Genomic DNA, 25,580 nt, shown 5'->3' on the forward strand with positions numbered 1-25,580 from the left:
CCGTTCCGCGCGGGCCGGCCACAAGAGACACACCATGACGACCAACCCCAAGACTGACTCCCTCACCCGTGCCATTCGCGGCCGCGTGCTGCATTTCCTGCGCGATCCGCAATTCCATGAGGATGCATATCAGTATTGGGACGACGGGGTGCTGATCGTCACCAACGGGCGCATCGCCGCTGCCGGCGACTATACGCAGCTGGCTGCGCGCATTCCGGCCGACGCCGAGATCGTCGACCACCGCGGCAAGCTGATCGTGCCCGGCTTTATCGACACCCACGTGCACTACCCGCAGACCGACATGATCGCGTCGCCGTCGCCGGGCCTGCTGCACTGGCTCGAGACCTACACCTTCCCCGAAGAGCGCCGCTTTGCCGATCCCGACTACGCGCGCGGCGTGGCCGGCTTCTTCACCGAGGAACTGCTGCGCAACGGCACCACCAGCGCGGTGGTCTGGAGCACGGTGCACAAGGCCTCGGCCGAGGCCCTCTTTGCCGAAAGCGAGGCGCGCAACCTGCGCATGGTCACGGGCAAGGTGATGATGGACCGCAACTGCCCGGAATTCCTGCGCGATACGGCCGAGACCGGTGCCCGGGACTCCGCCGACCTGCTCTCGCGCTGGCATAACAAGGGACGCCTGGCCTACGCCATCACACCGCGCTTTGCCCCGACCTCGACCGAGGCGCAGCTGGCCGCCTGCGGCGAACTGGCGCGCGCCTACCCGGACGCCTTTATCCAGACCCACGTGGCCGAGAACCGCGACGAGGTCAAATGGGTGGCCGAGCTGTTCCCGGACGCGCGCAGCTACCTGGACGTGTACGACCGCTACGGCCTGCTGCGCCCGGGCGCGATGTACGGCCACGCCATCTACCTGGACCAGGACGACCGCCGGCGCCTGGCCGACAGCGGCGCCGCGGTGGCGCATTGCCCCACCTCCAACCTGTTCCTGGGCAGCGGCTTCTATGACTTCCACCAGTCCGACGCCAACCGCCTGAACGTGACGCTGGCCACCGACGTCGGCGGCGGCACCTCGTTCTCGATGTTCCGCACCATGAACGCGGCGCACAAGGTGGCGCGCATGGGCGGCTACTACCTGACCGCGCTGCGCATGTTCTACCTGGCCACCCGTGCCGCGGCCGAGGCGCTGGGCTGGACCGACCGCGTCGGCAGCTTCAGCGTTGGCTGCGAGGCCGATTTCATCGTGCTGGACCCCAAGGCCACGCCGCTGATCGCCCGCCGCAGCAACCGCTCGGAAACGCTGGAAGAAGAGCTGTTCGCCTTTGCCATGCTGGGCGACGACCGCGTCATCGACAGCGTCTATGTGATGGGCGAGGCCGCCCACGTGCCGGCCGCCTGATCCGTCACCTGGCCAGCAGCCGCCCGCCGTCATGCGGCGGGCGCGCTTTTACCGCTTCGCCCCCGCCTCCGGCTTGACGACCGTCAAGGCCGTCTTCGACAAAGCCTTCTAACCTTGCGGTTCCGCCGCGGCCGTTCTGCGCGCCGTGCGCCCTTACCCATCCGACCGCAATCAGAAGGTTCCGCATGACCGCTTTCCAATCCGCCGCTCACGCCCCTGAGCGCGCCAGTGGCCCGCATGACGTGCCCCATGCCGCGCGCAAGGGCGCGCCCAACCACGCCCCGCTGCCGGAGCCGATTGCGCCGGACGCCCCGCTGCCCTCGCGCAAGATCATCCGCGGCTGGCTGATCCCGCTGGGCCAGCGCAGCACGCCGCGCGCACTGCTGCTGTTCGCCTTCGACTACCTGTTGTTCGGCGCCGTGCTGGCCGGCGTGGTGCTGGCGCAGCACTGGGCCGCCAAGCTGGCGCTGGGCGTGCTGGCCGGGCTGATCATCGCGCGCCTGTTTATCATCGGCCACGATGCCTGCCACCAGAGCCTGACCCCGCGCCGCGGCCTGAACAAGTGGCTGGGCCGGCTCACCTTCCTGCCCTCGCTGACGCCGTACAGCCTGTGGGAAGTCGGCCACAACGTGGTGCACCATGGCTATACCAACCTGAAGGGCTTCGACTTCGTCTGGGCGCCCTACTCACTGGAAGAATTCAACGCGCTGCCGCGCTGGCGCCGCGTGATGGAGCGCATCTACCGCACCGGCTTCGGCCCGGGCCTGTACTACCTGGTGGAAATCTGGTGGTGCAAGATGTTCTTCCCCAGCAAGCGCCAGATGGCTACGCGCCGCCCGATCTTCACCGGCGACTGTGTGCTGGTAGCCGCCTTCGGGCTGGCCTGGATCGGCGCGCTGGCGGGCCTGGCGCTGGCCACGGAGCAATCGGTGTGGTTGCTGACCGGCGCGGGCTTTGTGCTGCCATTCCTGGTCTGGAACGTCACCGTCGGCTTCGTGCTGTATGTGCACCACACCCACACCAGCGTCGCCTGGTATGACACCAAGGCCATGTGGGCCAAGGCACAGCCCTTTGTCTCGACCACCGTGCACCTGCGCTTCCGCCACGGCATCGGCGCGGCGCTGCACCACATCATGGAACACACCGCGCACCACGTCGACATGAGCGTGCCGCTGTACCGCCTCAAGCGCGCCCAGGCACTGCTGGAGCACGCGCTGCCGGGCCGCATCATCATCGAGAACTTCTCCTGGCGCTGGTATTTCGATACCGCGCGCCGCTGCAAGCTCTATGACTTCAAGGCCCTGTGCTGGACCGATTTCCGCGGCCGCCAGACCAGCGACAACGCGCCTGTACCCGGCTGAGGGTGCAGGCCTTGTGGCGGGGGGAGGTGGCCCCCCCCCCCCCCCCCGCCGCTATAATTGCCGCTTCCATTGGGGAGTAGCCGCCCTGCTCTCACCGCGCCGCGCAATGCGGACTCCGGGGGACAGGGGCGTACGTCAACAGACTTGACCGCTTGCGGTTATGGCGTGCGCAGCTCCGGACCCGCCCGGCCGTACTGATACGGACCCGGCAGCGTCCAGCCTGGCGAGACCGATGACCATACCTTTCTGGCCGGGCCGGGAAAGGTGTGCGTCATTGGCATCTCGCGATGCATTGCGGCCCGGTTACCCCACAAGACCAATATGGAAGCCTTCCTCGTCTCCACAGGCATCGTCGCCCTCGCTGAAATGGGCGACAAGACGCAATTGCTGTCGCTGGTGCTGGCCGCGCGCTACCGCAAGCCCGTTCCCATCATCCTTGGCATCCTGATCGCCACGCTGTTCAACCACGGCTTTGCCGGTGCGCTCGGCGGCTGGATCACGCATGTGCTGGGCGAAAGCCTGCTGCGCTGGATCCTGGGCCTGGGCTTTATCGCAATGGCGGCATGGATGCTGATCCCCGACAAGCTCGACGACGCCGAACAAGCCAGGCCGGTCAAGGGCGCCCTTGGCATCCTCGGCACCACCATCGTGGCCTTCTTCTTTGCCGAGATGGGCGACAAGACCCAGATCGCCACCGTGGCGCTGGCCGCGCGCTTCAGCGATGCGGTGATTGCCGTGGTGGCCGGCACCACCTTCGGCATGATGGTCGCCAATGCGCCGGCGGTCCTGCTTGGCGACAAGTTTGCCAACAAGATGCCGATCGGACTGGTGCACAAGATCGCGGCGGGGATTTTCCTGGTGCTGGGGGTGCTGGCGTTGCTGAATATCGGCGGATAAGTCGCCGAAAAAAAACGGGGCACAAGGCCCCGTTCAAACCCTCGCCGGTCCGGTACTGACGGTTGCCAACTGCACAACCCTCCGGACCGTCGATCACCGATGCTCGGAATTCGCGGGCCGGCGGCACGCGCCGGCCCTGATGCTTTTCAGATCAGGCCACCCTCAGTTGGTGGTCTTGGCACCGCCTTCGAACCACTGGCCCAGCAGGGCGCGTTCGTCGTCGGTGATCTGCGTCACGTTGCCCAGCGGCATCGCCTTCTGCTGCACGGCCTGCTGGTAGATCAGCTGCGCGTGGGCCTTGATGTCTTCCGCGGTATCGAGCTTGATGCCCTTGGCTGCGGTCGGCATCATCTTCGGCTGCTCGGCGTGGCACTGCACGCAGCGTGCGTTCATCACTTCCTGCACCTTGGCAAAGCTGACGGCGGTGGCGGCTTCACCACCTTCTGCCTTGGCCACGGCCGGGCGCGGTTGCGGCGCGATCAGCACGGCGACCACGGCCAGCACGGCAACGCCGGCTGCGGGCCAGGCCACGTTGATCTTGCCCTTGTGCTTGAGGATGAAGAACTGGCGGATCAGCACACCGGCGAGCATGATCAGGATCAGCGCGGCCCAGTTGTACTTGTAGCTGTAGGTCATGCTGTAGTGGTTCGACAGCATCGCGAACAGCACCGGCAGCGTGAAGTACGTGTTGTGCACGCTGCGCTGCTTGGCGTTCTTGCCATGGACCGGATCGACCGGCTGGCCCGCGCGCAGCGCGGCAACCACCTTGCGCTGGCCCGGGATGATCCACACCAGCACGTTGGCGCTCATGATGGTGGCGATCATCGCACCGGTCAGCAGGAACGCCGCACGGCCCGAGAACAGGTGGCACGCCACGTAGGCAGCCACGGCCACGTAGATCGCCACCAGCACGCCCACGGTCTTGTCGCTCTTGCCGAACACGCGGCAGATCACGTCATAGACCACCCAGCCCGCGGCCAGGTAGGACAGCGCCAGGCCGACCGCCGCGCCGGGCGACATGTCGTAGACGTTCTTGTCGATCAGGAACGTGCTGGCGTTGAACAGGTACAGCACCACCAGCAGGCCGAAGCCGGTCATCCACGTGGAATACGACTCCCAGTAGAACCAGTGCAGGTTCTCAGGCAGCGTCTTGGGTGCGGTCAGGTATTTCTGCGGGTTGTAGAAACCGCCGCCGTGCACGGCCCACAGCTCGCCGCCGACACCCTTCTCCTGCAGGTCAGGATCGGTGGGACGGGTCAGGCTGTTGTCGAGCCAGACGAAATAGAACGAGGAGCCGATCCACGCGATCGCCGTGATGACGTGCACCCAGCGCAGCAGCAGATTGGCCCAGTCGAGAATGTAGCCTTCCATGTCTTGTCTCCTGTTTCCCTATGCCACCGCTTCAGCTGCCGCGGTAGGTCGAGTACGACCAGGGCGAGACCAGGAGGGGCACGTGGTAGTGCGCGTTGACATCGGCAATGCCGAAGCGCAGGGGCACCACGTCCAGGAAAGCCGGCTCGGGCAGCTGCGTGCCTTGCGCGCGGAAGTAGTCGCCCGCGGCGAATTCCAGCTCATACACGCCAACGGCGAAGTCCGCACCTTCCAGCAGCGGCTGGTCGCAACGGCCGTCGTGGTTCGTCACGACTGTCTTCAGGGTTTCGCGGCGATTGTCGACAATTTTATGAAGAGTAACCGACATGCCCTTGCCGGGCGTGCCGGCAGCGGTGTCGAGTACGTGTGTGGTCAAGCGTCCCATCGTGTTTTTCCTTAGGCGATTGGGTTGTGAGGGGCGCCGCTGCCTTCACTAGCACCATTTGTGGGAATGGTGCCCGCTCGGTACGTCTGGTAACGCATCCCGGCGCTGGGTGGTGCGTGGCGACAATGCGCCTGCACTACCCGGTTGGCAATTCAGGGATTTCCCTGAGTTGTCGAAAACCTGAGTCGGTTTTGTTGACAATATTGGAGCAGCAACCAAATAATTGTCAACAATTTTTGGATCACCGCTGCCTGATGTCCAGGATTTGCGGTGCCCCGCCTGACTGCTGGTGCCACGATGTCCAAGAGCCTGAAGCTGATTGCCGCCAACGCCGAAACCAAGGCCGACGCCGAGCCGACCGAAATCCAGGCGGGCAAGCCCGCCAGGCCCGCACGCAAGGGCTCGGTCGAAGAGCGCATGTATCACGAGATCTACGACGCGATCATGGAGCACCGGCTGCCGCCGCGCACCAAGCTGACCGAGCATTCCCTTTGCGAGATCTATGCCACCGCGCGACACACTGTGCGCAAGGTGCTGTCGCACCTGGCCGCCGACGGCATGGTCGACCTCGAGCCCAACCGCGGCGCCTTTATCGCCAGCCCCTCCACCGACGAAGCGCACGACATGTTCGAGCTGCGCCAGATGCTGGAACGCGCGGTGCTGGAAAAGCTTGCCGGCATGCCCGACGTCAAGGCCGTGATCGCGCCGCTGCGCCAGATGGTGGCCAGCGAGCGCCAGGCCTTCCTCACGCATGACCGGCCCAAATGGATCCGCCTGTCCGCCGAGTTCCATACGGCGCTGGCGGAACTGTCGGGCAATGCGCTGCTGGTCAACATGATGCGCCGGCTGGTGTCGCGCACCACGCTGATGATCGCCAGCGTGGAAGCCCCGGGCAACAACGCCTGCTCGTTCGATGAACACGAAGAGATCCTCGACGCACTCGAACAGGGCAATGCCGCGCTGGCCCAGTCGCGCATGGCGCACCACCTTGGCGCCTGCGCCGACCGCGTGCAGCCGGACGAGCCGGGCAACTTTGATCTTCGCAGCGTGCTAGGCCGCTCCACCTAGCACGGTGTTCCCGCCCCTGCCCCCAACTACAAGGCCAGACCTGATCGGCAAACAGCACCCGGCTCACCGACGAGAGTGCTGAGACGACAGGCAGATAACGGTCCGGAGACCCTCCGGGATCCAGGACCGGGGCCATGGCAGTGGTGTTCCCATCAAACCAAAGGAGAGGAGACGCACCCATGAATTCCGCAAGCACCACGGTCCCGACGGACCTCACCAACGAGCGTTTGCCTTCCGGGCGCCTGCTCGCGCTCGGGTTGCAGCACGTTCTGGTGATGTACGCCGGCACGGTTGCCGTGCCCTTGATCGTTGGTGGCGCGCTCAAGCTGCCCAAGGACCAGCTGGCGTTCCTGATCAACGCCGACCTGTTCGCCGCGGGCCTGGCCACGCTGATCCAGGCCTTTGGTTTCTGGAAGTTCGGCATCCGCCTGCCGGTGATGATGGGCGTGACTTTCGCCTCGGTGGCGCCGATGATCGCCATCGGCACCGATCCCAATGTCGGCCTGCTCGGCATCTATGGCGCGGTGATCGCATCGGGGATATTCGGCATCCTGATCGCGCCGATGATGGGGCGCATGCTGGGACTGTTCCCGCCGGTGGTGACCGGCACGGTGATCACGCTGATCGGCGTGTCGCTGATGCGCGTGGGCATCAACTGGGCGGCCGGCGGCCAGCCCACCACCCGTGCCGTGATCGACGGCGTGGTCAAGGAGGTGCCCAACCTCGCCTACGGCGACCTGGCCAACCTCGGCATTGCCGGCCTGACGCTGCTGATCATCCTGCTGCTGACCAAGTACGGCCGTGGCCTGGTGGCCAACTGCGCAGTGCTGCTGGGCATCATCGCCGGCACGCTGGTGGCGATGGCGATGGGCAAGGTGTCCTTCGAAGGCCTGGATGAAGCCAGCTTCGTTGCCGTCATCACGCCGCTGCACTTCGGCATGCCGACCTTCGAAGTGACCGCTATCCTGTCGATGTGCATCGTCATGCTGATTACGCTGGTGGAGTCCACCGGCATGTTCCTGGCGCTGTCCGACATCACCGGCAAGAAGCTGAGCAACGAGGACCTGACCCGCGGCCTGCGCGCTGACGGCCTGGGCACCGTGATCGGCGGCATCTTCAACACCTTCCCGTATACCTCGTTCTCGCAGAACGTGGGCCTGGTGACGGTGACCGGCGTACGCTCGCGCTACGTGGCGGCTGCCGGCGGCATCATCCTGATCGCCTTCGGCCTGTTCCCCAAGATGGCCCACGTGGTGGCCTCGGTGCCGCAGTTCGTGCTGGGCGGCGCCGGCATCGTGATGTTCGGCATGGTGGCCGCCACCGGCATCCGCATCCTGGGTTCGTGCGATTTCAACCGCAACCGCCACAACCTGTTCATCGTCGCCATCTCGATCGGCGCCGGCATGATCCCGACGCTGGCACCGACCTTCTTCCAGTACCTGCCGAAGTGGACCGGGCCGTTCACCCACAGCGGCATCGTGCTGGGCACGATCGTGGCCGTGGCGCTGAACCTGTTCTACAACGGCATCCAGTCGCGCGAGGAGGCCATGCGCAACGCCGCCGCCAACTCGCACGGCACCGAGTAACTGAAGCAACGGTATCGAAGTATCCGACACCGCCGCCGGCACGACTGGCACGTTCATTGCGTGATGGTCGGCGCTTGCGGGCGGCGCGGCGGTGCCGGGCGTTTTCCTGAAGCAAGCAAAGACACATGACAAAAGATAACTATCCACGCGATCTCATCGGATATGGTGCCCGGCCGCCGCACGCCCGCTGGCCGGGCGGTGCGCGCGTTGCGCTGCAGTTCGTCCTCAACTACGAAGAAGGCGGCGAAAACTGCGTGCTGCACGGCGACGCCGCCTCCGAGCAGTTCCTCTCCGAGATCGTCGGCGCCGCGGCCTACCCCGACCGCCACATGAGCATGGAGGGCATCTACGAATACGGCTCGCGCGCCGGCGTCTGGCGCCTGCTGCGCGAGTTCGAGAAGCGCGGCCTGCCGCTGACCATCTTCGGCGTATCGATGGCGCTGCAACGCCATCCTGAACTGACCCGCGCCTTTGTCGAACTGGGCCACGAGATCGCCTGCCACGGCTGGCGCTGGATCCACTACCAGGGCATCGACGAAGCCACCGAGCGCGAGCACATGCGCATCGGCATGCAGATCATCAAGGACCTGACCGGCGAACTGCCGCTGGGCTGGTACACCGGCCGCGACAGCCCCAACACGCGCCGCCTGGTGGTGGAGCACGGCGGCCTCCTGTACGACTCGGACTACTACGGTGACGACCTGCCCTTCTGGACCGAGGTGGAAGTCACCGGCGGCGAGAAGAAGCCGCACCTGGTGGTGCCGTACACGCTCGACTCCAACGACATGCGCTTTGCCACGCCGCAGGGCTTCAATACCGGCGAACAGTTCTTCCAGTACTTGAAGGATGCGTTCGACGTCTTGTATGAGGAAGGCGACCCGAGCGGCCAGGACAGCCCCAAGATGCTGTCGATCGGCATGCACTGCCGCCTGCTCGGCCGCCCGGGCCGCTTCCGCGCGCTGCAGCGCTTTCTCGACTATGTGCAGGGACACGACAAGGTGTGGATCTGCCGCCGTGTCGACATCGCCCGCCACTGGGCCGATACCCACCCCTACACCCCCCGGAACCAAGCATGAGCCAGACCTGCACCATCGCCCAACTCAACACCATGCCTGTCGCGGAGTTCGTGCAGGTGCTGGGCGGCATCTACGAACACTCGCCGTGGTTTGCCGAGACCGCAGCCGCGCAGCGGCCCTTCGCCGACGGCGCAGCGCTGGCGCAGGCACTGCGCAAGGCGGTCGATGAAGCGGGCGAGGCGGCCCAGCTCAAGCTGGTGCGCGCCCACCCGGAGCTGGCCGGCAAGGCCGCCGTGCGCGGCGAGCTGACCGCCGAATCCACGCGCGAACAAAGCGGCGCCGGCCTGAACCTGTGCACGCCCGAGGAGTTCGACCGCCTGCAGTCGCTCAACGCGGCCTACAACCAGAAGTTCGGCTTCCCGTTCATCCTGGCCGTGCGCGGCTACGACCGCCACGGGATCATCGCGGAGTTCGCGCGCCGACTGGAAAACACGCCGCAGCAAGAGTTGCAAACTTGCATCAACCAGATCCATCGCATTGCGCAGTTCCGGCTTGACGACTTAGTATCCGCCTGAGCAAAAAAGCGTCACCTGTATAACAAAAAACGCTGTACCCGATGCCGCCGGCACCCATGCACCACCCTCACCGAGCCAAGCCAGGCGGCACGAATAAAAGCACCAAGACATTAGAAGAACCCGACAGGGACCCAGTACACAACGTTCCAAGCAGGATCAAAAACCACGGAGGTCTAACAATGCAGAAGCAGTACAAGCCGGCACTAAAGCTGGCGGCAGTAGCGGCTACCCTTTTTTCCGGTGCGGCCATGGCCCAGTCCAGCGTCACGCTGTACGGCCAGGCTGACATGTTCATCGGCGGCGTCAAGAGCCCGGGTTCGGGCGAGCGCGCATGGGTGGCCAACTCGGGCGGTATGCAGACGTCCTACTGGGGCATCAAGGGCACCGAAGACCTGGGCGGCGGCACCAAGGCCATCTTCGACCTGAACGGGTTCTTCCGCACGGACAGCGGCAACAGCGGCCGCTTCACCGGCGACTCGATGTTCAGCCGCAACGCGTACGTCGGCCTGCAGAATGACAAGCTGGGTACGTTGAAGCTGGGCCGCAACACCACCCCGTACTTCATCTCGACCATCCTGTTCAACCCGCTGGTCGACTCGTACGTGTTCTCGCCGACCATCTTCCACACCTACTTCGGTGCGGCCAGCAACGGCGTGGTGGATCCGGGCATCATCGGCGACTCGGGCTGGAGCAACTCGGTGCTGTACTCCACCCCGAACTTCGGCGGCCTGAGCGCGAACCTGATCTACTCGGCAGGCGAGAAGGCAGGTGCCGCGGGCCAGAACAAATGGGGCGGCAACCTGATGTACTTCAACGGGCCGTTCGCCGCGACCGTCGCGTTCCAGCAGGTCCGCTTCAACGCGGTTCCGGACGACCTGTCGGTAGCAGGCCTGAGCCGCCAGGACGCTGTGCTGGGCGGCATCACGTACGACTTCAAGGTGGTCAAGCTGTTCGCCCAGGGCCAGTACATCAAGACCAAGGCCAGCACGGCCGCCAGCGGCGACATCAAGCACACCAACGGTCAGGTCGGGGCCTCGGTGCCGGTCGGTGCCGGCAGCGTACTGGCGTCCTACGCCTATGGCAAGACCGAGAACGCGATCGGTGACTTCAAGCGCAACACGTTTGCCGTCGCCTACGACTACAACCTGTCCAAGCGCACCGACGTCTACGCCGCCTACTACTACGACAAGATCACCGGCATCGAGCACGGCGATACCTTCGGCGTGGGCATGCGTCACAAGTTCTGATGACGTAACCGCCTCACCGGCAGTCCTGGAGCCCGCCCTTCCGGCGGGCTTTTTCATTGCCGCGTTGACATCACACTGCGCCGAGATTAGCCGCCAGAATGCTGCGCCGCGCCATCCCATGCCGTCGGGCAGTATGGATCGGAAGCCGGTATTTCATAGGTGGATTCAATTGGAAGCGCTCTTTGACGCTTCCTAGATTGGTGATCCGGACCTCAAAAACGACATTGAGAGAGGTGATTCATGCGGCGATACCCGAAGACCCGTTCCGAACTGATGGCCATCCTGAACCAGTGCCTCGACAACAACCCCGAGTGCGGCGAATGCGAACTGCACGCGGTGCGAATGCACCAGCCTGACCATACCGGATGCAACTGGAGCGCCGAGGTCGATTTCCCGCAAGAATCCGTCGACAACCTGGGCACGCAGCTCGCCGCGGCCAAGTCGATCATTGTCGTGATGCGCGAGCAGTACAACGTGCTGCAATAGCCACCGATCCCGCAACGCGCCGTGCGCGCTTGCCGCGGGGCAGCATCAAAGAAAAAGCCGGGTCACCAGACCCGGCTTTTTGCATTGGCTCACGCCCGTCGGGACATCAGCGCACCGCGTTGCTCTCCGCCACGGCCACGGCCGTCATGTTGACGATGCGGCGCGTAGTGGCTTGCGGGTTCAGGATGTGCACCGGCTTGGCCGCGCCCAGCAGGATCGGGCCCACCGTGACGCCCTGACCGCCCGTGATCTTGAGCAGGTTGAAGGCGATATTGGCGGCGTCCAGCGTCGGCATCACCAGCAGGTTGGCGCTGCCGGCCAGCTTGGTCGACGGCAGGAAGTGGCGGCGCACGTCTTCGTCCAGGGCAGCGTCGCCCTGCATCTCGCCTTCCACTTCCAGGTGCGGAGCCACCTTGGCAAGGATCCCCGCGGCCTCGCGCATCTTGCGCGCCGACGGACGGGTAGAGGAGCCGAACATCGAGTGCGACATCAGCGCGACCTTGGGAACGAGGCCGAAACGCGCAATTTCCTCAGCGGCCAGTTGCGTGATCGCGGCCAGTTCATCGGCGGTGGGATCGTCGTTGACGAAGGTGTCGGTGATGAACAGCGTATGCTTTTCCAGCATCAGCGCGTTCATCGCGGCGAACACCTTGGCGCCCGGCGCCAGGCCGATAACGTCGCGCACGTGCTCGAGGTGTGCCTCGAAGCGGCCCACCGTGCCGCACAGCAGCGCATCGGCATCGCCCATATGCATCAGCATGGCGCCGATCAGCGTGTTGGAGCGGCGCAGTGCCACCTTGGCCATGTCCGGCGTCACGCCGTCGCGGCCGCGCAGCGCGTGGTAGGCCTCGTGGTAGGCGCGATAGCGTGGGTCTTCTTCCGGATTGACCAGATCGAAGTCCACCCCGGCCTTGAGGCGCAGGCCGGCCTTCTCGATGCGCATCTGGATCACGTGCGGGCGGCCGATCAGGGTGGGGCGGGCCAGCCCTTCGTCGACCACGGTCTGCACGGCACGCAGCACGCGCTCTTCCTCGCCCTCGGCGTAGGCAACGCGCTTGGGCGCAGCCTTGGCGGCCGAGAATACCGGCTTCATGATCAGGCCGGTGTGATAGACATAGGTGGACAGCTGCTGGCGATACGCCTCGAGATCCTTGATCGGGCGCGTGGCCACGCCGGATTCTTCCGCGGCCTTGGCCACCGCCGGCGCGATCTTCTCGATCAGGCGCTGGTCGAACGGCGTCGGGATGATGTAGTCCGGGCCGAACTTCAGCTCGCGGCCGCCGTAGGCGGCGGCAACGGCGTCGTTGAGTTCGGCCTCGGCCAGCTCGGCGATGGCCTTGACGCAGGCCAGCTTCATCGCTTCCGTGATCTTGGTCGCGCCGCAATCCAGCGCGCCGCGGAAGATGTACGGGAAGCACAGCACGTTGTTGACCTGGTTCGGGTAGTCCGAACGGCCAGTGGCGATGATGCAGTCCGGGCGCGCGGCCTTGGCCACTTCCGGGCGGATTTCCGGCTCGGGGTTGGCCAGCGCCAGGATGATGGGCTTGTCGGCCATGGTCTTGACCATCTCGGCGGTCAGCACGCCGGCGGTCGAGCAACCCAGGAAGACGTCGGCGTCCTTGACGATGTCAGCCAGCGTGCGCGCCGAGGTGTCCTGCGCGTAGCGCGCCTTGTTGGCTTCCATGTTGGCGTCGCGGCCAACATAGATCACGCCCTTGGAGTCCACCACCGAGATGTTCTCGCGCTTCACGCCGAGGCTGACCATGGTGTCCAGGCAGGCAATGGCAGCCGCGCCGGCGCCGGACACGGCCAGCTTCACCTTGGCCACGTCCTTGCCGACCACCTTCAGGCCATTGAGCAGCGCCGCGGTGGAAATGATGGCGGTGCCGTGCTGGTCGTCGTGGAAGACGGGGATGTTCATGCGCTCGCGCAGCTTCTGCTCGATGTAGAAGCACTCCGGCGCCTTGATGTCTTCCAGGTTCACGCCGCCCAGCGTGGGCTCGAGCGCGGCAACGATCTCGACGATCTTGTCCGGGTCGCGCGCGTCGAGCTCGATGTCGAACACATCGATGCCGGCGAACTTCTTGAACAGGCAGCCCTTGCCCTCCATCACCGGCTTGCCGGCCAGCGGGCCGATATCGCCCAGGCCCAGCACGGCGGTGCCGTTGGTGACCACGGCCACCAGGTTGGCGCGCGAGGTGTACTCGGCGGCGGTGGCGGGATCCTTGGCGATTTCCTCGCAGGCATAGGCCACGCCCGGCGAATAGGCCAGCGACAGGTCGCGCTGGTTGGACAGCGCCTTGGTCGCGGTTACCTGGATCTTTCCCTTGGTGGGGCTGCGGTGGTATTCCAGCGCGGCGAGGCGCAATTGCGCTTCAGGACTGTTCGGGGCATGTTGCGGTGCATCACCGCTATTCTTGCTGCTCATTGGCTCGTCCGGAAAATGGCCCGGACCGGAAGCGCCCCTCTCCCCGCCAAGATCCGGCTCAGCCCCGATCGAGAAATCTCAGGATACGGGCCGGCAGCGAAGGACAACGCCTGGCAGCGATACTGGCGATCCCGGCAGACAGGCCGGAAAAATCGAGCAACCATTCTAGCCCACGTGTCCGCGCAAAGTACCACCAGAGCCCGCCTGCAGGCCGCTTTTTGGGTGGATTATTCCAGTTAAACAGCTTTTACCATTGCGTATGCAATACAGGTGCAGACGCATGCCCGTGCATGCATCCGCACGCATCGTCTGGCCGGGACCGCGCGGCCGGCCCCGGCGGCCCTACTTTGCGTTCTTCTCGACCTCGAGCGTCACCCGGCGCGGACGGCCGCTCTCGGCCGGGAAGTCGGTAAAGGCGCTGCGGATCAGGTAGGGCATGACCGCAGGCAGGCTGCCGTTCTCGGTCTGGTTCTGCGCGGTGACCTGGTAGACCCGCTTGCCGCTGGCCGCATCCCTGAAATACACCCGCAGGCTGGAGAACGTCACCGAAATGTCGCGCACCACGGTCTGCGGCGGCCAGTAGCCCGGGCCCCATGGGCCCCACGGACCCCAGGGCCCGTACGGGCGGTAGTAGCCAGGCCCCCAGTACGGGCCCCACGGGCCGTACCACGGGTCCGGGTAGACGGTCTCGGCCACGCGCACGATGCCGGGCGCGGCATCGAAATCCATGCTGACGCGATAGCGCGCCTGTTTCGCCGGCACCTGCTCGAAGCCGATCCCCGCCAGCGCCGTGGCCAGCCACTGCTCATAGGTCTGGCGGTCCAGCTGCGCCGCCTGCTCGGCGCTGCGCTCGAAGCTGTAGGTGCGCGGCGCATCGTTCTGCCAACCGGGCTGGCGGAACGCCGTGACATCGGTCACCACGGTGCTGGCGCACCCCGACAGCAGCAGCGCCGCCAGCAACGCCATCGCCCCCCACCACCCGCGCGGCCCCGGCCACGCGCCTGCCGCTCCCGCATTGCCGACACCGCCTGCGCGCTGCCACATAGTGCTACCTCGCTTTCCTCTGAATACCCACGTGTCTCTGAGACCACGCCGCCGGCGCGGAATTCCCCGCAGCATGCCGATGCCGTGCCGCGCCGGGCCGCGCCCCGACCCCTTGGCTACAATGAGGACTTCAGCGCCATGCTTCGCTGCCGCGCGCATGGCCCGCCCCCTTTCCTAACGGTCTTCCGAAGACAGGATCTTTCCATGCTGCGCACCGACACGCCCGTTACCGTCTATCGCAAAGACTATACCCCGCCGCCGTTCGCCATCGACCACGCCGAACTGGTGCTGGACCTCGATCCCCAGCGCACCGTGGTCACCAGCACGCTGCGCTTCGCGCGCCAGGCCGGCGCGCCCGACGCACCGCTGGTGCTGGCCGGCGAGGAACTCGAACTGATCGGCGTCAGCCTGGACGGCAAGCCGGTCGCCGACGCGACCCAGGATGCCGGCACGCTGACCATCCCCGGCCTGCCGGCGCAGGGCACGCTGGAGATCACCACCGCTTGCCAGCCCGCGGCCAATACCACGCTGTCGGGCCTGTATGTGTCCAACGGCAACTTCTTCACCCAGTGCGAAGCCGAGGGCTTCCGCCGCATCACCTACTTCCTGGACCGCCCCGACGTGATGGCGACCTACCGCGTCACGCTGCGCGCCGACCGCGCCGCCTATCCGGTGCTGCTGTCCAACGGCAACCTGGTGGGCCAGCGCGAACTGCCCGACGGCCGCCATGAAGCCGTATGGGAAGACCCGTTCCGCAAGCCGGCCTACCTGTTCGCGCTGGTCGCGGGCAAGCTCGAATGCATCGAGGAACGGATCCAGTCCGCCTCCGGCAAGGACAAGCTGCTGCAGGTCTGGGTCGAGGCGCGCGACCTCGACAAGACCCGCCACGCCATGGATTCGCTGATCCATTCGATCCGCTGGGACGAGCGCCGCTTCGGGCTGGAACTGGACCTGGACCGCTTCATGATCGTCGCCGTGGGCGACTTCAACATGGGCGCGATGGAGAACAAGGGCCTGAACATCTTCAACACCAAGTACGTGCTGGCCAACGCGCAGACCGCCACCGACACCGACTTCGCCAATATCGAGGCGGTGGTCGGCCACGAGTACTTCCACAACTGGACCGGCAACCGCGTGACCTGCCGCGACTGGTTCCAGCTTTCGCTCAAGGAAGGCCTGACGGTGTTCCGCGACCAGGAGTTCTCGGCCGACATGATGGGCTCGGAATCCGGCCGCGCGGTCAAGCGCATCGAGGACGTGCGCGTGCTGCGCCAGGTGCAGTTCCCCGAGGACGCCGGCCCGATGGCGCACCCGGTGCGCCCCGACAGCTACGAAGAGATCAACAACTTCTACACGGTCACCGTGTACGAGAAAGGCGCCGAAGTCGTGCGCATGTACCAGACCCTGCTCGGCCGCGAGGGCTTCCGCAAGGGCATGGACCTGTACTTCCAGCGCCATGACGGCCAGGCTGTCACCTGCGACGACTTCCGCGCGGCCATGGCCGATGCCAACGGCCGCGACCTGACGCAGTTCGGCCTGTGGTACAGCCAGGCCGGCACCCCGGTGGTGACGGCGCGCACGGACTGGAACGGCGACGACGGCAGCCTGACCCTGACGCTGTCGCAGCGCTGCCCCAAGGTCGGCATCGAGACCCGCGCCGGCACGCCCGAGAAGCAGCCCTTCCATATCCCGTTCGCGCTCGGACTGCTTGGCGCAGACGGCAAGGACCTGCCGCTGCAGCTCGAAGGCGAAAGCACGCCCGGGGCGACCACGCGCGTGCTCGACTTCACGCAGGCCGAGCAGAGCTTCCGCTTCATCAACCTGCCGCGCGGCGCCAGTGCCCCGCTGCCCTCGCTGCTGCGCAACTTCTCGGCGCCGGTGATCGTCGATGCCGAGTACACCGACGCGCAGCTGACCTTCCAGCTGTCGCACGACAGCGATGCCTTCAACCGCTGGGAAGCCGGCCAGCGCCTGGCCACGCGCGCGCTGCTGCAGCTGGTGGCCGAGGTCCAGGCCGGGCGCGAGCTCAAGCTCGATCCCGCGCTGGTGCAGGCCATGCGCGCCGTGCTCACCGACGACACGCTCAACCCCGCCTTCCGCGAACAGGCGCTGGTGCTGCCCGCCGAGGCCTACCTGGCCGAGCGCATGGGCGTGGCCGATCCCGCCGCCATCCACCGCGCCCGCCAGTTCATGCGCGAAGGCCTGGCGCGCGCGCTGCAGGCCGACTGGCTCGCCGCCTACGAGGGCAACGCCACGCCGGGCGCCTACTCGCCCGATGCCACCTCCGCCGCCAGGCGCGCACTGCGCAACCTGGCGCTCGGCTACCTGGCCGACGGCGGCGATGCCGCAATGCAGGCGCTGGCCGAGCAGCAGTACCAGAACGCCGACAACATGACCGACCGCTTCGCCGCGCTGTCGGCGCTGGTCAACAGCTTCGCCCCCGGCCGCGAGCACGCGCTGGCGGACTTCTACGAGCGCTTCGAGGACGACCCGCTGGTGATCGACAAATGGTTCTCGCTGCAAGGCATGCAGCGCGGTGAAGTCGGCCCGCACGCCGGCAAGCGCACCATCGACACCGTGCTCGCGCTGATGGAGCACCCCGCCTTCAACCTGCGCAACCCCAACCGCGCGCGTTCGCTGATCTTCAGCTTCTGCTCCGGCAACCCGGCCCAGTTCCACGCCCAGGACGGCTCAGGCTACCGCTTCTGGGCCGACCAGGTGCTGGCGCTCGACGCCATCAACCCGCAAGTGGCGGCGCGCCTGGCGCGGGTGATGGACCGCTGGCAGAAGTACGAACTGGCGCTGCGCGACCGCATGCGCGCCGAACTGGAACGCGTCGCCGCCAGCAGCACGCTGTCGCGCGACGTGCGCGAGATCGTGGGCAAGGCGCTGGCCGCCTGAGCGGCGGGAACGACACAAGGAGGCCCGCCAACGCCCCCTTTGCCCGGCCAAGCGCGGCCGGGCATGTAGAATTGCGGCCATCCAAGGAGAACCAACCATGACTCGCATCAGCCTCACCCGCTACCTGGTCGAGGAGCAGCGCAAGCACAACACGATCCAGCCCGAACTGCGGCTGCTGATCGAAGTGGTCGCGCGCGCCTGCAAGGCCATTTCCAACGCTGTCAGCAAGGGCGCCCTCGCCGGCGTGCTGGGCTCGGCCGGCACCGGCAATGTCCAGGGCGAAACCCAGCAGAAGCTGGACGTGATCGCCAATGAAGTGCTGCTCGACGCCAACGAATGGGGCGGCCACCTCGCCGCGATGGCGTCGGAAGAAATGGAATCGTTCTACGAGATTCCCAACCGCTACCCGAAGGGCGAATACCTGCTGATGTTCGACCCGCTGGACGGCTCGTCGAACATTGACGTCAACGTCTCGATCGGCACCATCTTCTCGGTGCTGCACATGCCCAAGCCGGGCCAGACCGTGACCGAGGCCGACTTCATGCAGCCCGGCACCCACCAGGTCGCCGCCGGCTACGCTGTCTACGGCCCGCAGACCACCCTGGTGCTGACCGTCGGCAACGGCGTGCACATGTTCACGCTCGACCGCGAGGCAGGCAGCTTCGTGCTGACGCACTCCAATGTGACGATCCCGGACGACACCAAGGAATTCGCCATCAACATGTCGAACATGCGCCACTGGGCCCCGCCCGTGCGCCGCTATATCGACGAATGCCTGGCCGGCGAAGAAGGCCCGCGCGGCAAGAACTTCAACATGCGCTGGGTCGCCTCGATGGTCGCCGACGTGCACCGCATCCTGACCCGCGGCGGCGTCTTCATGTACCCGTGGGACAAGCGCGAGCCGGAAAAACCCGGCAAGCTGCGCCTGATGTACGAAGCCAACCCGATGGCCATGCTGGTTGAACAGGCCGGCGGCGCCGCCACCAACGGCCACCAGCGCATCATGGACGTGCAGCCCGAAAAACTGCACCAGCGCGTCTCCGTGATCCTGGGCTCCAAGAACGAAGTGGAACGCGTCACCCGCTACCACCTGGAAGCCGAAGACAAGGCCTGATTCCGGCCGAGCGGCAACAGGACGGGGCGCCCAGGTGGCGCCCCGTTTTCTTTTGGCCCCGGCCGGATGGCACGGGCGACACACAAGGGGTTCACAAGGCGGAAAAACGCTGCTACTATTGCGGGCTGTTCCAGTTCACCGGAACATGTTGCCGAAGTAGCTCAGTCGGTAGAGCAGCTCATTCGTAATGAGAAGGTCGGGGGTTCGATTCCTCTCTTCGGCACCAAAGCCAATACCGGCGCGGTTTTCCGGTTCGTCACACCTTACAACGAATGAGGTGCTCTATGACGATCCAGACTTCCACCCAAAGCCGTAAAGTTGTGCTGCCGGCTGCCCATCCGGCATATCCCACCGCCAAGGTGCACGCCCTACGCGATGCCCCTTCGCGCCAACGCCTGACGGTCCGCGAACTTGCGGACGCGTACATGGCGGCCTACGCCGGTCGTGACGCGACCCGCGCCCCCGTACTTGCCCGCTGGACCAGTTACCTAGGCGACGAAATTGCCTCGGAATTGGATGCCGACGTCATCCACAACGTGCTGGACGACATCGCCGCCACGCCGGTGATGAAATACCTTGGCAAGCACGAAGACGGCACGCCCCGATACAAGGAATGCGGCTTGCCCAAGCCCGCCACCGTCAACCGGGCCAAGGTCGTGTTGTCTGCCCTGCTGACGTGGGCACAACAGCGCCGCATGATGCCACGCGGCTGGACCAATCCATGCCGTGAAATCCCGGGCCTGCCGACCAACAACGCTCGCACCCGGTTCCTGTCCGAAGACGAACGCCGCCGCTTGCTCGCCATGTGCCGCGCTTCGACATGGCCGCGCCTCTATCTGCTGGTCCTGCTGGCCCTGACCACGGGGGCGCGCAAGTCCGAAATGCTCAATCTGCGCTACCGGGACTTGGACTTGGATGCCGGCACCGCCCACCTGCACGCGACTAAGAACGGGCACCAACGCGTCTTGCCGTTAGTGCCTGCTGTCATCACCGAAATCAAACGTTTCGGCAAGGGCAAGCCGGATGCCTACCTGTTCCCCGCCACCACAGGGGACGGCGCAAAGCCGTTCCAGCCCAACAAGGCGTGGGCCGTGACCATGAAATCCGCTCGCATCGAGAACTTCCGCTTCCATGATCTGCGGCATTCCTGCGCATCGTATTTGGCGCAGTCCGGCGCGTCTTTATTGGAAATCGCGGACGTGCTAGGCCACAAGACTTTGGACGTGACGCGGAGATACAGCCACCTGACGACAGACACGAAGGCCGCACTGGTTGGCCGCGTACTCGGAAATATCGCATGACAACGAATAAGCCAAAGCGGGGGGCGGATGGACACTATCACCTAGTCAATGTGCTGGCGAATGACGCTACGGTGGTAGTAGGCGAACCCATCCAACAAATGCATCGAGGACTGGAATGCGCGTTGCATCTTGCCGCCGCTGACGCGCTGCACCGTTCTGCAGGCCTACCGGAAGACACACGCCGAGGACTTCTGCGCGTTGCAATTTCCGAAGAACTGGCATCGTTTTTTCGAGGGCCGGCCGGCGAGTTGATGCGGCAAGGATTGGACAAGCGCGTGGATGCACGCAAGACGCGCAACGACAAGGCAGCTAGCGAGGACGAAAAGCGCCGGATCGCCAGCTTGTTTGATCAACTATACGGCCGGGAATTGCTCATTGCACCAGACAGACAGCCGAAGGTGACGGCACTGTATGCAGATGTCATGGCGCAACATGTACCCAAACGCGGCCTTACCGTCATCAAACAGGCTGTAGCCGCCTACAGCCAGCGTCGCCCATCACCCTAAAATTGATATAGCCGAGTTTTCGAGGTCGCCACATTGTGGCGACCTTTTTTGTTTCCTTTGATGGATTGCAGGCGCACCGGGCCGCGCCGGTACTGGCAACCATCAACAGGGACATACACCATGGAGAACAACGGCAAGGTAACACCCCCTCCCCAAGTCAAGCCCGTCATGGGTGACGGCGAAACGTGGCGCAATACCACGGGCAGCGTTCTATTTGCGTCTGACCACGGATTCGAATGGCACCTGCGGGACCGCGAATTCAAGACGGAACTATTGGAGCGCGGACTGATTTTCCGCATCCGACAACGCTACTACACCACCGACGAATCCGGCCTGTTTGCGGCAGTCGTTGAACAGATTCGGCGCCGCTCGCAGAAACAGGCTACGCGCGAAGCCGCCTACCGCGCAGCGCGCGAACAAGCCAACGCGTAGCGACACCACACTGAGCGCGACCCAGAACGCGCCAGCGCAGCAACACGAAAACGGAACGAACCAAGTGCGATAGACCCGCCCGGCATTGGCCGGGCGGAATGGGCGGAGCTTTGCCCAAAACTCTTTACATGGTTCTAGACATGGCACAACCGGACATCTTGAACAAGGTACGCAATGCAGTGCGGCGCAACTACTGCGAATGGGTGGCGGACTGTCCCGTGTGTGAGTCCGATATGTTGATCCGCACGAATGGCGACGGCCAGACGGGATTGCACTGCATTAAGTGTTGCCCGTTATCCGACATCCTGCACGCGCTTGGCCTGACCCATGCCGCACTGTTCCCGGCGCACGGGAAGGCCGCGCCCCTCGCGCCGGGGTGGTGGAAGGTAGAACCACGCTATGCCCATGGCCCGGTGCGGCCTGTTGGGGAGCAGTGATGAACTACTACCTGTGGTTCCACCGTGACTATGCGGCCACCACGCGCGGCCTGTCATGGACCGAAGACCTTGCCCTAAGACGCCTACTAGAAATTCACTACGACACCGAACACCCGCTGGAACTAGACATACGTAGTTTGTGCAAGCGCATTGGCGCCACAACCAACTTGCAGCGCCGCGCGGTGGCGGATGTCCTTGAACGGTACTTCGTCCAGACCCCGGAAGGATGGGTCAATCCGCGTGTCATCGACCAAGTTGCGACCCAGCGCGCCTACCGGGAAACCAAGCGGGCCAACGGAAAGAAGGGTGGCCGGCCACGCAAGGAAAAAAACCTACAGGTTTTCGATGGCAACGGCGCGGACGGCGGCGCGGGAAAAGCTACCGGTTTTGATGACGCCGGGTTTGAGGAAAACCTACAGCAAACCTATAGCTTTCCGCCTGAAAAACCTACAGCAAAGCTAACTACAAACTACAAACAAAACATAGGGGTTTCAGATACGTCTGTGGTCGCGCGCGAGGCCGCGACCGTTGCAAATTCCGCTTCACCGCCAACCCCTGGCGCGCCGGGCGACGATAGGCACAAGCGGCTTGCAGAGAAGGGTTCGCCTGCCGCATCGCAGGACGACGCGGCGCCGCAGTCGGGCGGCATGGTGGGCTGACCATGGACCGCCTACCTCCCCCCGAAGACGTGCGCCTGTGGCTGTCGCAGTGCCAGCAGTGGGCCAGCGAACTGGCGGACCTTGAAGCATGGCCGGCTGACCTGCGGTCGGACATTCTCGACCGATTGCGCCGCGCACCCGCTGTTTCCCTGCAAGCCCAAGCCGAGCATTTCGGTGCGCGCATCCACGAAGCGCGGGCGCGTGCCGGGATCGTTCCCGAAGTCCAGCGCATGGAACGCCCACCCCCACCAGTACCACCGCGACCACCACCGAAGTGGCAGCGCGAGTGGCAAGCAACACGCGGCATTGCCAAGGCACTAACGGGCGTGGCGACACCCGCGAAGCCTCACAAGCGCAGTACTCGCAAATCGCTATCCGATTTCCCCGAAGACCGTGCGCGATACGAACGCCTTGTAGCTGGCGAAGCCGACCACCCCCCAAAGGAGAACCAACCATGACGCATCAAAGCGAAGCCGCGCGCGCGCCAGCGTGGCCCAACACTGGCGGCGAATTGTTGCGGCACATCGAACAGGCCGGGCAAGCCGGGCAATGGGTCGTATCGACCGATCCTGCGGACGTGCGCGACCTGTGCTGCCCGCTGCGCCGCACCTTTCGACTGGCCGCACTTGGCGATGCCGAAGCCGGCTTGGTTTGCGAATACGGCCACGTCTTCGTGGTGCTTGGCCAGGATTTCCATTGCCTGTTGCCGGACCTGTGGCGGCCGGTGCCGCTGTCGGAAGTCCTTGCAGAGAAGCAATGGTGCGATCCGTCCACCATGGTTTTCATGCAGGCAATCGAAGCCTTGTTCCCGCGCGGAGTGTTCGCACCCACCACCAGAGTTTGACCACTACCGGAGACACCACCATGACGATGACCACATTCCCCGTCCCCCCCGAGGCCAAGCCGCACATTGATGCCATCGTTTCGATGGTGCGCAAGTGGCTGGAAAAAGGGCAAGAGATTGACCCGGTGGCGTTCCTTTTCTCGGACAACGGAATGCACATCTTTCCCGTGCCCGAGGACGATGGCGATGCGACACGCGGCCATATCCAACATGCAGCACGCATCGTTGGGGCGCACTTCGTCTTCTTCGTGTCCGAAGCATGGCACGCAACAGCGGAGTCCGGCACCCCATATTCTGGCAGCGTCAAAGACATGCCGGGAAGCTGTGAAGTCGTGGCCATGGTGTTGGAGACGCAGCAAGGGTGCTGGCTTGCGACGCCGGAGATTCGCAAACATCCGATTTCGAAGTTTCGCCGCACGATGGCGGAACCTGTCTTTGAGTTTGAAGAATCGGTGGGAGGCCGGTTGGCCGGCATGTTGCCAACCGCGAGCGATGGGCCTGCCAGCTAGGTTTTCCATGGCCGACTTGTAAACGGTAAACCGACCCCCTACGCTGAATTACAGACACGGAGACATGCGCATGGCAACACAAACAACATTTGGCGGGCTGACGCAACAAGACCGCGATTGGTTCGCGGTGTACGAGTCCGCCAACCCCGCGCAAGCCGCAGACATAGCGACCGCATTTGATGCGCTGGTAATCGTGATGCAGGTAGCCGGCTACACCTGCCCCATGGACGACCGGGCAGACAAACTGCGTGCCGCGATTGCGCGCTACATGGTGGAGGGCCAGCAATGACGGTCAGCACTCACGACGACGAAGAGGCCCCGCGCATCGTGGTCTATCCCTGTGGCCGTGACGCTTACTGGCTCCATGTTGAAGCCGGGCGCTATCGGTGGGACGCGGAAGCACTGACGGAACAACAGCTAATGGTTATCGCGCAGGTGGCCGGTATGGCGCTGTTCTCAGAAGGCTGCACGCCCTGCCCTGTGGAAGTGCTGATGCCGGAAGACTTCGAGGACGCAGCGGAGGAAATGCAATTGCGTATCGGCGTGGCAGTGCGCGCCGGCTTTGACCAAGCGTGCCGCGAGGCCAAGCAATAAAACCAAATCAATTTTGGAGTACGGAAAATGCAACTCAACATCACCAAAGGCCGCAACGGTTCCCCCTTCGCTGTCGTGTTGGCCGCCACCGTGCGCGCATACGCTGCGGGTGACACCGGATGTACCGATGTGGGCGCGATGCTCAAGGCCGCGCAGGCGCCGGCCGATACCGTGACGCCGGGATGGGCGCAAGAACTGGTGCGCGAAGCCGTGGCCGCATACGTGACATCGTTGCCCGATAGCGTCCTTGGCCAACTGCTGGCCAACGCCATCAAGATAGACGCAGGTCCAGGCATCCGGGTGCCCACTCGCACCGATGACACGGCGGCCGCGTTCGTCGGTGAAGGCCAACCCATTCCCGTGATGGCCGGCGCCTTCGGTGGCCCGAATTTCCGCACACAGAAATTGGCTGTCATCGCGGCCTACTCGCAGGAACTGGCCAACGTCCCCGGTGCCTCGCCGCTGGTGGAAGCCATCACGCGCGAGGTCATTAGCGCGGGCGGTGATCTGGTGTTGCTGTCCGACGATGCCGGCACCGATGCCGCACCGGGCGGCCTGTTCGCAGGCGTGACCGCAATTGCCGGCAGTGCAGACGCAGCGGCCGACCTTGCCAAATTGGTGGGCAACGTGCCCAACGCAATCCGGCCGGTGTTCCTGATAAACGATGTGCAAAGCATTGGCGCGGCGGCGGCCAACATCCTGCAAGGCGGCGTCATCGGGCGCGCGCAAGTCATCTTGAGCGGGCACGTGCCAGCCGGCACTGTCGCGTATCTGGACGGGCAAGACCTTGTGTTCTCTGTTGGCGATGCCGTGGAAATCAGCCGCACGGAAGAAGGCGTGGTGCATATGAACGATGCCCCGACCGCCACCGTGGATGGTGCCGGCGCTGCGGCATCGCCTGTCACATCCCTGTGGCAAATCGGCGCCTTCGGTGTCCGCATGGTGCTGCCGCTGTCGTGGATGCAGCGCCGCGCCGGCCGCGTGGCCCTGCTGACTGGCGCCACGTGGTGATGCGATAGGTATGTCCGCAAAGGAAAAGGAAGCTATCGCTGGCTTGATGGCGTCCTATGCCGAACGACTGCGCGAAGTAGAGGCCCGTCAGAAGCAACTGGCGGACCTACTCGCGCAGCAAGGCAAGGCACTGCGCGAAGTCGTGGGCCATGTCACGGAAGTCATGACCATACTGCGCAGTGCCGCCGAACGCGGCCATCCAACTGGGGAAATTCCCCAACTGGAATTTAAGGGGTACGGAAAATGTCCTTCGAAACTGACACCTTTAAAACTGACAAGATTCTTTCCGGCCTGACGCCAAAGCAATGGCGTGCATTGGGACCGCTAATTGACGTGTTGGTGGAACGCATCACGGACGCGGAAGACCGCATCGCCGCCTTGGAGACAGCGGCCAAATCAGTCAAGCCGCGCGTGCGCGCCGCTGGTGTGGTTGGCGCGGTGGAGTCCTGAG

At 64.7% G+C, this 25,580-nt stretch carries 27 protein-coding genes, 1 tRNA gene and 1 riboswitch; of the genes, 24 read left to right on the forward strand and 4 right to left on the reverse strand.

Going from position 1 to position 25,580, the window contains the following annotated elements; translation table 11 throughout:
• Positions 1–34 precede the first annotated feature (34 nt).
• The 3 genes from guaD to AC3WRR_RS16355 all read left to right on the forward strand — a co-directional run bounded on the left by guaD (position 35) and on the right by AC3WRR_RS16355 (position 3,615).
• A complete protein-coding gene (gene guaD / locus AC3WRR_RS16345) occupies positions 35–1,357 on the forward strand; it encodes a guanine deaminase (protein WP_011614840.1) in 1,323 nt (440 codons plus the stop codon).
• 185 nt (positions 1,358–1,542) lie between these two features.
• Positions 1,543–2,718 (forward strand): fatty acid desaturase, encoded by a 1,176-nt coding sequence (locus AC3WRR_RS16350; protein ID WP_010809168.1) that lies wholly within the window; start codon positions 1,543–1,545, stop codon positions 2,716–2,718.
• A gap of 59 nt (positions 2,719–2,777) precedes the next feature.
• Positions 2,778–2,925: riboswitch (yybP-ykoY riboswitch) on the forward strand.
• 114 nt (positions 2,926–3,039) lie between these two features.
• Positions 3,040–3,615 carry a TMEM165/GDT1 family protein gene (locus tag AC3WRR_RS16355; RefSeq protein ID WP_010809169.1) on the forward strand — a complete coding sequence of 192 codons (576 nt, stop codon included), beginning with the start codon at positions 3,040–3,042 and terminating at the stop codon, positions 3,613–3,615.
• 162 nt (positions 3,616–3,777) lie between these two features.
• Here the strand turns inward: AC3WRR_RS16355 and AC3WRR_RS16360 are convergent, their stop codons facing one another.
• Positions 3,778–4,986: a urate hydroxylase PuuD gene (locus tag AC3WRR_RS16360; protein WP_010809170.1), complete on the reverse strand. Its 1,209-nt coding sequence runs from the start codon at positions 4,984–4,986 to the stop codon at positions 3,778–3,780.
• 31 nt (positions 4,987–5,017) lie between these two features.
• Positions 5,018–5,371 carry a hydroxyisourate hydrolase gene (uraH, locus tag AC3WRR_RS16365; RefSeq protein ID WP_010809171.1) on the reverse strand — a complete coding sequence of 118 codons (354 nt, stop codon included), beginning with the start codon at positions 5,369–5,371 and terminating at the stop codon, positions 5,018–5,020.
• A 297-nt stretch (positions 5,372–5,668) separates the two neighbouring features.
• Between uraH and AC3WRR_RS16370 the strand changes: the two genes are divergently transcribed.
• The 6 genes from AC3WRR_RS16370 to AC3WRR_RS16395 all read left to right on the forward strand — a co-directional run bounded on the left by AC3WRR_RS16370 (position 5,669) and on the right by AC3WRR_RS16395 (position 11,349).
• Complete coding sequence (locus tag AC3WRR_RS16370; RefSeq protein ID WP_011614838.1) at positions 5,669–6,439, forward strand: GntR family transcriptional regulator; 771 nt, start codon at positions 5,669–5,671, stop codon at positions 6,437–6,439.
• Between the two features lie 179 nt (positions 6,440–6,618).
• Positions 6,619–8,025 carry a nucleobase:cation symporter-2 family protein gene (locus AC3WRR_RS16375; RefSeq protein ID WP_010809173.1) on the forward strand — a complete coding sequence of 469 codons (1,407 nt, stop codon included), beginning with the start codon at positions 6,619–6,621 and terminating at the stop codon, positions 8,023–8,025.
• Positions 8,026–8,150: 125 nt separating this feature from the next.
• Positions 8,151–9,101 (forward strand): allantoinase PuuE, encoded by a 951-nt coding sequence (gene puuE, locus AC3WRR_RS16380; protein ID WP_010809175.1) that lies wholly within the window; start codon positions 8,151–8,153, stop codon positions 9,099–9,101.
• On the forward strand, positions 9,098–9,616 hold the full coding sequence (gene uraD / locus AC3WRR_RS16385) for a 2-oxo-4-hydroxy-4-carboxy-5-ureidoimidazoline decarboxylase (RefSeq protein ID WP_010809176.1): 519 nt from the start codon (positions 9,098–9,100) through the stop codon (positions 9,614–9,616). The genes puuE and uraD overlap by 4 nt, the downstream gene beginning before the upstream one ends.
• Before the next feature lie 179 nt (positions 9,617–9,795).
• A complete protein-coding gene (locus tag AC3WRR_RS16390; protein WP_011614837.1) occupies positions 9,796–10,863 on the forward strand; it encodes a porin in 1,068 nt (355 codons plus the stop codon).
• Between the two features lie 240 nt (positions 10,864–11,103).
• Positions 11,104–11,349: a hypothetical protein gene (locus AC3WRR_RS16395; RefSeq protein WP_010809178.1), complete on the forward strand. Its 246-nt coding sequence runs from the start codon at positions 11,104–11,106 to the stop codon at positions 11,347–11,349.
• 106 nt (positions 11,350–11,455) lie between these two features.
• Here the strand turns inward: AC3WRR_RS16395 and AC3WRR_RS16400 are convergent, their stop codons facing one another.
• Complete coding sequence (locus AC3WRR_RS16400; protein WP_010809179.1) at positions 11,456–13,777, reverse strand: NADP-dependent malic enzyme; 2,322 nt, start codon at positions 13,775–13,777, stop codon at positions 11,456–11,458.
• 342 nt (positions 13,778–14,119) lie between these two features.
• The gene (locus AC3WRR_RS16405; RefSeq protein WP_010809180.1) at positions 14,120–14,743 is read right to left on the reverse strand and encodes a DUF4136 domain-containing protein; all 624 of its coding nucleotides are present in this window, start codon (positions 14,741–14,743) and stop codon (positions 14,120–14,122) included.
• 282 nt (positions 14,744–15,025) lie between these two features.
• Between AC3WRR_RS16405 and pepN the strand changes: the two genes are divergently transcribed.
• From pepN to AC3WRR_RS16480, 15 genes are all read left to right on the forward strand, one after another.
• On the forward strand, positions 15,026–17,722 hold the full coding sequence (pepN, locus tag AC3WRR_RS16410; RefSeq protein WP_010809181.1) for an aminopeptidase N: 2,697 nt from the start codon (positions 15,026–15,028) through the stop codon (positions 17,720–17,722).
• A gap of 97 nt (positions 17,723–17,819) precedes the next feature.
• On the forward strand, positions 17,820–18,836 hold the full coding sequence (locus AC3WRR_RS16415) for a class 1 fructose-bisphosphatase (protein ID WP_011614834.1): 1,017 nt from the start codon (positions 17,820–17,822) through the stop codon (positions 18,834–18,836).
• 150 nt (positions 18,837–18,986) lie between these two features.
• Positions 18,987–19,062, forward strand: a tRNA-Thr gene (locus AC3WRR_RS16420).
• Between the two features lie 58 nt (positions 19,063–19,120).
• Entirely contained in the window at positions 19,121–20,137 is a 1,017-nt protein-coding gene (locus AC3WRR_RS16425) for a tyrosine-type recombinase/integrase (protein ID WP_492297465.1), read from the forward strand.
• Positions 20,134–20,643: a hypothetical protein gene (locus tag AC3WRR_RS16430; protein ID WP_492297467.1), complete on the forward strand. Its 510-nt coding sequence runs from the start codon at positions 20,134–20,136 to the stop codon at positions 20,641–20,643. Before AC3WRR_RS16425 ends, AC3WRR_RS16430 begins: the two co-directional genes overlap by 4 nt.
• A 120-nt stretch (positions 20,644–20,763) precedes the next feature.
• Positions 20,764–21,075, forward strand: a complete 312-nt coding sequence (locus AC3WRR_RS16435; protein WP_492297469.1) for a hypothetical protein — start codon at positions 20,764–20,766, stop codon at positions 21,073–21,075.
• Between the two features lie 140 nt (positions 21,076–21,215).
• Positions 21,216–21,512, forward strand: a complete 297-nt coding sequence (locus tag AC3WRR_RS16440) for a hypothetical protein (RefSeq protein WP_492297471.1) — start codon at positions 21,216–21,218, stop codon at positions 21,510–21,512.
• Positions 21,512–22,171, forward strand: a complete 660-nt coding sequence (locus AC3WRR_RS16445; RefSeq protein WP_492297473.1) for a YdaU family protein — start codon at positions 21,512–21,514, stop codon at positions 22,169–22,171. The genes AC3WRR_RS16440 and AC3WRR_RS16445 overlap by 1 nt, the downstream gene beginning before the upstream one ends.
• Before the next feature lie 454 nt (positions 22,172–22,625).
• Positions 22,626–23,015 carry a hypothetical protein gene (locus AC3WRR_RS16450; protein ID WP_492297474.1) on the forward strand — a complete coding sequence of 130 codons (390 nt, stop codon included), beginning with the start codon at positions 22,626–22,628 and terminating at the stop codon, positions 23,013–23,015.
• 20 nt (positions 23,016–23,035) lie between these two features.
• Complete coding sequence (locus AC3WRR_RS16455) at positions 23,036–23,524, forward strand: hypothetical protein (protein WP_492297476.1); 489 nt, start codon at positions 23,036–23,038, stop codon at positions 23,522–23,524.
• 70 nt (positions 23,525–23,594) lie between these two features.
• Entirely contained in the window at positions 23,595–23,813 is a 219-nt protein-coding gene (locus tag AC3WRR_RS16460; protein ID WP_492297478.1) for a hypothetical protein, read from the forward strand.
• On the forward strand, positions 23,810–24,118 hold the full coding sequence (locus AC3WRR_RS16465; RefSeq protein ID WP_492297479.1) for a hypothetical protein: 309 nt from the start codon (positions 23,810–23,812) through the stop codon (positions 24,116–24,118). Before AC3WRR_RS16460 ends, AC3WRR_RS16465 begins: the two co-directional genes overlap by 4 nt.
• Before the next feature lie 27 nt (positions 24,119–24,145).
• Positions 24,146–25,129, forward strand: coding sequence for a phage major capsid family protein (locus AC3WRR_RS16470; protein ID WP_492297481.1), 984 nt, complete (start codon positions 24,146–24,148; stop codon positions 25,127–25,129).
• Between the two features lie 10 nt (positions 25,130–25,139).
• Complete coding sequence (locus tag AC3WRR_RS16475; protein ID WP_492297483.1) at positions 25,140–25,424, forward strand: hypothetical protein; 285 nt, start codon at positions 25,140–25,142, stop codon at positions 25,422–25,424.
• Positions 25,373–25,579, forward strand: a complete 207-nt coding sequence (locus AC3WRR_RS16480) for a hypothetical protein (protein ID WP_492297485.1) — start codon at positions 25,373–25,375, stop codon at positions 25,577–25,579. The genes AC3WRR_RS16475 and AC3WRR_RS16480 overlap by 52 nt, the downstream gene beginning before the upstream one ends.
• Position 25,580 lies beyond the last annotated feature (1 nt).

It is taken from the genome of Cupriavidus sp. FW305-3-2-15-C-LB2, from assembly GCF_058787575.1.

Bases quoted from the DNA above. Each gene is read 5' to 3' on its own strand.
- guaD (WP_011614840.1), top strand. From the start codon at position 35: ATGACGACCAACCCCAAGACTGACTCCCTCACCCGTGCCATTCGCGGC.
- AC3WRR_RS16350 (WP_010809168.1), top strand. From the start codon at position 1,543: ATGACCGCTTTCCAATCCGCCGCTCACGCCCCTGAGCGCGCCAGTGGC.
- AC3WRR_RS16355 (WP_010809169.1), top strand. From the start codon at position 3,040: ATGGAAGCCTTCCTCGTCTCCACAGGCATCGTCGCCCTCGCTGAAATG.
- AC3WRR_RS16360 (WP_010809170.1), bottom strand. From the start codon at position 4,986: ATGGAAGGCTACATTCTCGACTGGGCCAATCTGCTGCTGCGCTGGGTG.
- uraH (WP_010809171.1), bottom strand. From the start codon at position 5,371: ATGGGACGCTTGACCACACACGTACTCGACACCGCTGCCGGCACGCCC.
- AC3WRR_RS16370 (WP_011614838.1), top strand. From the start codon at position 5,669: ATGTCCAAGAGCCTGAAGCTGATTGCCGCCAACGCCGAAACCAAGGCC.
- AC3WRR_RS16375 (WP_010809173.1), top strand. From the start codon at position 6,619: ATGAATTCCGCAAGCACCACGGTCCCGACGGACCTCACCAACGAGCGT.
- puuE (WP_010809175.1), top strand. From the start codon at position 8,151: ATGACAAAAGATAACTATCCACGCGATCTCATCGGATATGGTGCCCGG.
- uraD (WP_010809176.1), top strand. From the start codon at position 9,098: ATGAGCCAGACCTGCACCATCGCCCAACTCAACACCATGCCTGTCGCG.
- AC3WRR_RS16390 (WP_011614837.1), top strand. From the start codon at position 9,796: ATGCAGAAGCAGTACAAGCCGGCACTAAAGCTGGCGGCAGTAGCGGCT.
- AC3WRR_RS16395 (WP_010809178.1), top strand. From the start codon at position 11,104: ATGCGGCGATACCCGAAGACCCGTTCCGAACTGATGGCCATCCTGAAC.
- AC3WRR_RS16400 (WP_010809179.1), bottom strand. From the start codon at position 13,777: ATGAGCAGCAAGAATAGCGGTGATGCACCGCAACATGCCCCGAACAGT.
- AC3WRR_RS16405 (WP_010809180.1), bottom strand. From the start codon at position 14,743: ATGGCGTTGCTGGCGGCGCTGCTGCTGTCGGGGTGCGCCAGCACCGTG.
- pepN (WP_010809181.1), top strand. From the start codon at position 15,026: ATGCTGCGCACCGACACGCCCGTTACCGTCTATCGCAAAGACTATACC.
- AC3WRR_RS16415 (WP_011614834.1), top strand. From the start codon at position 17,820: ATGACTCGCATCAGCCTCACCCGCTACCTGGTCGAGGAGCAGCGCAAG.
- AC3WRR_RS16425 (WP_492297465.1), top strand. From the start codon at position 19,121: ATGACGATCCAGACTTCCACCCAAAGCCGTAAAGTTGTGCTGCCGGCT.
- AC3WRR_RS16430 (WP_492297467.1), top strand. From the start codon at position 20,134: ATGACAACGAATAAGCCAAAGCGGGGGGCGGATGGACACTATCACCTA.
- AC3WRR_RS16435 (WP_492297469.1), top strand. From the start codon at position 20,764: ATGGAGAACAACGGCAAGGTAACACCCCCTCCCCAAGTCAAGCCCGTC.
- AC3WRR_RS16440 (WP_492297471.1), top strand. From the start codon at position 21,216: ATGGCACAACCGGACATCTTGAACAAGGTACGCAATGCAGTGCGGCGC.
- AC3WRR_RS16445 (WP_492297473.1), top strand. From the start codon at position 21,512: ATGAACTACTACCTGTGGTTCCACCGTGACTATGCGGCCACCACGCGC.
- AC3WRR_RS16450 (WP_492297474.1), top strand. From the start codon at position 22,626: ATGACGCATCAAAGCGAAGCCGCGCGCGCGCCAGCGTGGCCCAACACT.
- AC3WRR_RS16455 (WP_492297476.1), top strand. From the start codon at position 23,036: ATGACGATGACCACATTCCCCGTCCCCCCCGAGGCCAAGCCGCACATT.
- AC3WRR_RS16460 (WP_492297478.1), top strand. From the start codon at position 23,595: ATGGCAACACAAACAACATTTGGCGGGCTGACGCAACAAGACCGCGAT.
- AC3WRR_RS16465 (WP_492297479.1), top strand. From the start codon at position 23,810: ATGACGGTCAGCACTCACGACGACGAAGAGGCCCCGCGCATCGTGGTC.
- AC3WRR_RS16470 (WP_492297481.1), top strand. From the start codon at position 24,146: ATGCAACTCAACATCACCAAAGGCCGCAACGGTTCCCCCTTCGCTGTC.
- AC3WRR_RS16475 (WP_492297483.1), top strand. From the start codon at position 25,140: ATGTCCGCAAAGGAAAAGGAAGCTATCGCTGGCTTGATGGCGTCCTAT.
- AC3WRR_RS16480 (WP_492297485.1), top strand. From the start codon at position 25,373: ATGTCCTTCGAAACTGACACCTTTAAAACTGACAAGATTCTTTCCGGC.